7 protein-coding genes are annotated in these 4,701 nt (G+C 57.0%); 2 read left to right on the top strand and 5 right to left on the bottom strand.

The genetic code is table 11. The features are described from left to right. Nucleotides 1-950 (top strand): cryptochrome/photolyase family protein (locus WBM93_RS08800; protein ID WP_424431021.1); only part of this gene is annotated, 950 nt, incomplete at its 5' end. On the opposite strand, the gene WBM93_RS08795 is transcribed toward WBM93_RS08800, so the two are convergent. The 4 genes from WBM93_RS08795 to WBM93_RS08780 are packed head-to-tail and all read right to left on the bottom strand — an operon-like array spanning nt 947 to nt 3,304. Further along, a complete protein-coding gene (locus WBM93_RS08795) occupies nt 947-1,078 on the bottom strand; it encodes a DUF2256 domain-containing protein (RefSeq protein ID WP_424431024.1) in 132 nt (43 codons plus the stop codon). The genes WBM93_RS08800 and WBM93_RS08795 overlap by 4 nt on opposite strands. Before the next feature lie 12 nt (nt 1,079-1,090). Beyond that, nucleotides 1,091-2,449, bottom strand: a complete 1,359-nt coding sequence (locus WBM93_RS08790; RefSeq protein ID WP_424431018.1) for an ABC1 kinase family protein — start codon at nt 2,447-2,449, stop codon at nt 1,091-1,093. Nucleotides 2,450-2,453: 4 nt separating this feature from the next. Continuing rightward, the gene (locus WBM93_RS08785) at nt 2,454-2,948 is read right to left on the bottom strand and encodes a DUF427 domain-containing protein (RefSeq protein WP_424431015.1); all 495 of its coding nucleotides are present in this window, start codon (nt 2,946-2,948) and stop codon (nt 2,454-2,456) included. Further along, nucleotides 2,945-3,304 carry a thiol-disulfide oxidoreductase DCC family protein gene (locus WBM93_RS08780; RefSeq protein WP_424431012.1) on the bottom strand — a complete coding sequence of 120 codons (360 nt, stop codon included), beginning with the start codon at nt 3,302-3,304 and terminating at the stop codon, nt 2,945-2,947. The genes WBM93_RS08785 and WBM93_RS08780 overlap by 4 nt, the downstream gene beginning before the upstream one ends. Before the next feature lie 146 nt (nt 3,305-3,450). Between WBM93_RS08780 and WBM93_RS08775 the strand changes: the two genes are divergently transcribed. After that, complete coding sequence (locus tag WBM93_RS08775) at nt 3,451-4,386, top strand: NAD(P)/FAD-dependent oxidoreductase (RefSeq protein WP_424431009.1); 936 nt, start codon at nt 3,451-3,453, stop codon at nt 4,384-4,386. Here WBM93_RS08775 and WBM93_RS08770 read toward each other — a convergent pair. Next, nucleotides 4,383-4,701 (bottom strand): DUF3429 domain-containing protein (locus tag WBM93_RS08770; RefSeq protein ID WP_424431006.1); only part of this gene is annotated, 319 nt, incomplete at its 5' end. The genes WBM93_RS08775 and WBM93_RS08770 overlap by 4 nt on opposite strands.

Here is a 4,701-nt window from a genome sequence, read left to right as displayed (position 1 = left end):
TGCCACAGCCGCTGCGTTTTGAACCAGATGAGATAACACGCGAGGTTCTGGCCCTCGTCGGTGACCGCTTCGCCGATAATTTCGGATCTCTTGATGACTATTGGTTTGGCGCAACGCGGGCTGATGCCGAACAGGCCTTCGATGCGTTCATCGAGCGCGCACTTCCTTGTTTTGGCGACTATCAGGACGCCATGCTGACGGATCAGAAATTTCTCTTTCACGCGTTGATCTCGCTCTACCTGAACGTCGGGCTACTTGACCCGCTTGCGATCTGCCGCCGTGTCGAGGATGAATATTGCAAAGGCCGTGCACCGCTCAATGCAGCAGAAGGTTTCATTCGCCAGATCATTGGCTGGCGAGAATATGTGCGCGGCATTTATTGGCGGGAGATGCCGGGATATGAAGAGGAAAACGCCCTAGGGGCCGACCGTGATCTGCCCGCCTTTTACTGGTCTGGCGAAACCGAGATGGCATGTATGAAAGCCTGCATTTCCCAGACCCGCGATGAAGCTTATGCCCATCATATCCAGCGGCTGATGGTCACGGGCAATTTTGCGTTGATTGCGGGCATCGACCCGAAGCAACTGCATATCTGGTATCTCTCCGTCTATGCCGATGCGTTCGAATGGGTCGAGCTGCCCAACACCCTGGGTATGAGCCAGTTTGGCGATGGCGGCCTGCTTGCCTCCAAACCCTATGCATCCAGCGGATCCTATATCAACAGGATGAGCGATTATTGCCAAAACTGCAGCTACTCCGTTAGCAAGAAAGAGGGCAAGGACGGCTGCCCGTTCAACTATCTCTACTGGGATTTTATCGGGCGACATGCAGAGCGTTTTCAAAACAATCCGCGCATGGCGATGATGGTCAGCAGCTATGGAAAGTTTAGCGACGACAAGAAGGCACAAATCGACGCGGATGCGCGGCGCTTTCTGGGCAATCTGGACTAACGTTTCCGCCGGCACTCATCCGAACAATAGCGAACATTTTCCCAGTCACGCGCCCATTTTTTCCGCCACGAAAACGGCCGCCGACAGGCTTCGCAAATTTTGGTTGGCATGTCGGATTTCCTCCGCATCTTTGGCACAGCTCAGCTTTCCGCAACCAATCCGTCGGCCACGTCGATGGCAAAATGTTCTGCGACCAGGCCGCGAATATCTATTCTGACTTTCAAACGCGCCGCGAGTAGCGCCATGCCGCTGATTTTGCGCTGAACAAAAAGCAGATCGGTGGGCGGGATATGCCATGCTGCACGGTCCGCCGCCACATCCATGCCCTGATCGCGCAAAATGTTGACGAACCCCCGGTCCCCAAAATCAAACATGCCGGGCCGATTTAATTCTCTGACGATGACATCGATCATCGCATCAATCCGGTCTCGGTGTCGGGTGACTGCTGCCTCGCCGACAAAGCCGGTTGCTACCGCTGCCTCACGCACCGTATCGCGATCACCATTGAGCGCGGCGGTTATCAGTCTGCGATATCCTTCGGCTATTTTCACATCGACCTGTCTGGTCGCGCCAAAGTCGAGCAACACCAGCCGGCGCGTTTCCGGCTGATACCGGTAATTGGCGAAATTGGGGTCCGACTGTACGATCCCGAATTCAAACAATTCCCGCATCACCAGCTTGAACAGCAAGCGCATGGCTGCGTCGCGGGTCTCCTGCGGTGCATCAACAAGCGTCTCGATCGCCTTGCCCTCGACAAAACTCATTGCCAGCACCTGATCCGTGGTGAATTCGGTGTCGAGAACGGGAATGACATAATCGGGTGAATCGAGCAGCAATTCTCCAAACAAACTCAGATAACGACCTTCCCGGACATAATCCGCTTCCTCGCGAAGCTGCTTCTTGGCCTCTGCCAATAGCGGTGCGATGTCCAATTCGCGCGGCAAGAGATTCGAAATCCGTAATAACGTCGCGACATTGTCGACGTCGGCATCAATGCTTTCCCTCACACCGGGATATTGAACCTTAATCGCAAGGTCCCGACCGTCCGGCGTCATTGCCCTGTGGACCTGGCCAATAGATGCGGCCGCAATGGGTGTTGCTCCAAATCGGGCAAAGCGCTTGCGCCAGTCCTGCCCCCATTGCTGAGCCAGAACCTGCTGCAATTGCCGTGGCGGCATCCGGTGGGCATTATCGCGCAGCCGCGCCATGATTTCGGCCAGTTCCGGGGGAAGCATATCTCCGGCATCCATCGAGATCATCTGGCCGAGTTTCATCGCAGCTCCGCGCAAATGCGACAGCCGGTCTGCGACTCTGGCCACATTGCCGGGCGTGAGCATCATATCGCGCATAGCGGGCCGTTCCCCGTCGGCCAATCTCCGGGCGCCTTCGGCAATCATGCCGCCCGCGACGCCGCTGGCCAAACGTCCGAATTGTCCCAGACGGGACAATCTGCCGTGCGGGACGGCCCGGTTCTTTTGGTTCCTGCTGTTGCCAGTCATGCTTTTACCACCCCCGGCTTCCCGGCACACCTTTGAACGGGCCGGCCAGTTTGCCGGTTATCCAGCCACCGTAGAAATCACCGGGTTGGGGGGTCACGATTTCACCGTCGACGCGACACCGGTCAAAGGGCCCGGCATAAAAGGCGATATGGTCGCGCAGGATCGAAAAATCCGCGCTGGGGCTAGGGTAGCTCCAGCCAATGCGCCGCAATATGGTTTCGCCGACAACCACATCCCAATAGACTGCGGTGCCTTTCCACTCGCAATAGGAACTTCCTTCTGCCCTTCGTAGCAGGCCGGAGCCAATGTCTGATGACGGAATATAATAGGTGGGCGGATGGCTGGTCTCGAGCGTGCGAACGCTAGCGCACGTGTCGGCCACAACCTGTCCTTGATGTTCGATCGTGATCCGCGCGGGACACGGCTCGGCGACCGCCGGGCGGGGGTAGTGCCAGACGCTTTCCTGTCCCGGTCTGATCGGATCTGGTCGAGGCCTCATGTTTTAAGCCGCCCGCCGGCATAGCGTTGCAGTCGCGGACGAATCCGCAAGAATAGCCGATAGGCAGATTCGAGCATCGGCAAAACCCCCGGGAACCGGGCCGCAATGCCCAGCGGGCGCAAAACCGGCACCGCTCGCCACATCGCCGCAAAAGCGGCCGCACCCGACAGAAGGACGTTATTTTCTCGAGCATGAAAGCGGTCGAGCATGAAATTGCGATCGAGAGGGCAGGATATACCGGGCGATGTCAGGTCGACAAACTTGATGGCACCCTTCTTGTCGAGCCGCCGGAACAATGCGATCTCCCGAAGACAAAGGGGGCATCCGCCGTCATACCAGACTGTAACCTTGTTCATATTTTCCTACTCGTCCATTGGGACATATTGCGAACGCCAGACCCGTTTGCGAGAGTTGGGGTACTGACAGCTTCGAGAACCGAAATCTTATGCTCTCTTATGCGGGCATATTTCACGCAAGGCCATACGGCTGAAAGACCTATGTTATGAAAATTGCTATTATTGGTTCAGGTCTTTCCGGGCTCGCCTGTGCGGATCATCTGGTCGCTGCCAGACATGAGGTTTGCCTGTTTGACAAGGCCCGGGGACCAGGAGGTCGCATGTCCACACGGCGGATGGACACCGCCGCCGGCCAGGTCAGCTTTGACCACGGGGCCCAATATTTTACCGCCCGTGATCCAGCCTTTCAGACCGTGGTAAAACAATGGCAGGAGTCCGGTGCAGCGGCGCTTTGGACCGCTGCAGGTCCGGAAGCTTGGGTTGGGATGCCCACCATGAACACGCCGATAAAGGCGCTCGCGGCGCGCCATGATGTCGCATGGTCCGTGCGCATAGATGGATTGGTGAAACAGGCAAATGGTTGGCAGTTGCAGAGTGAAGGTCATATTATCGAGGCGCTATTCGATACCGTCATTTTGGCGATACCGGCGGAGCAGGCGGCGTCTTTGCTGGAACCGTGGGAAAGCGAGTTTCAGGCACTGGCCGAAGATACAGTTTCTGCACCCTGCTGGACCTTGATGCTGGCCTTCGCCGATCCAATAAAAACGGGTAAGGCAACTTTTCGCGACGATCGCGTCATTGGTTGGGCCGCGCGCAATTCGGACAAGCCTGGCCGCACAGGACCAGATAGCTGGGTCATACAAGCGTCGCCGGATTGGTCGATCGAACATCTGGAAGATCGTCAGGAGCAGGTTGTGACGGCATTGTCCGGTGGCTTTGCCGACCTGCTGGGATTTTCTCTCCACGATCCGTTGGTCGCGTCCGCTCACCGATGGCGCTATGCCCGTTCAGGTAAAACCAGTCACAGCGCACTCTACAACAGCGATATGAAGATCGGCGTTTGCGGGGACTGGCTGATCGGACCGAGAGTTGAATGTGCGTGGCTGTCCGGAACGGCGCTCGCAAAAATGGTTCTGGCTTAAAGCGCTGCCAAGGCGAGCGTTGTCAATCCCAGTCCGGTCGACAATATAATCCGCAAGCGGAGCATCCAGTCTGGCATCATGCCGAGCCGATTGAGCCTAAAATCAACCGATAGAGCAACAATGATAGCGATGCCGAGAAACGCCAGCGACGGGCCGGGCCAAGTTGAACCGATCATCCAAGGAATGCCGCTGACGAGAGCCAGCAAGCTTGGCAATACTGCGACGCCATAGATCCATTGTGGTGCCTTGGAGGCGACGACGGCCAGGCCCCACCAAAAGCCGCCGAGAAAGCTGAAGATCAAAGCAGCATATAGA

Source organism: Parasphingorhabdus sp. (assembly GCF_049667325.1).
GTDB lineage: Bacteria > Pseudomonadota > Alphaproteobacteria > Sphingomonadales > Sphingomonadaceae > Parasphingorhabdus.
This window is presented reverse-complemented; position numbering and strand designations above follow the sequence as displayed.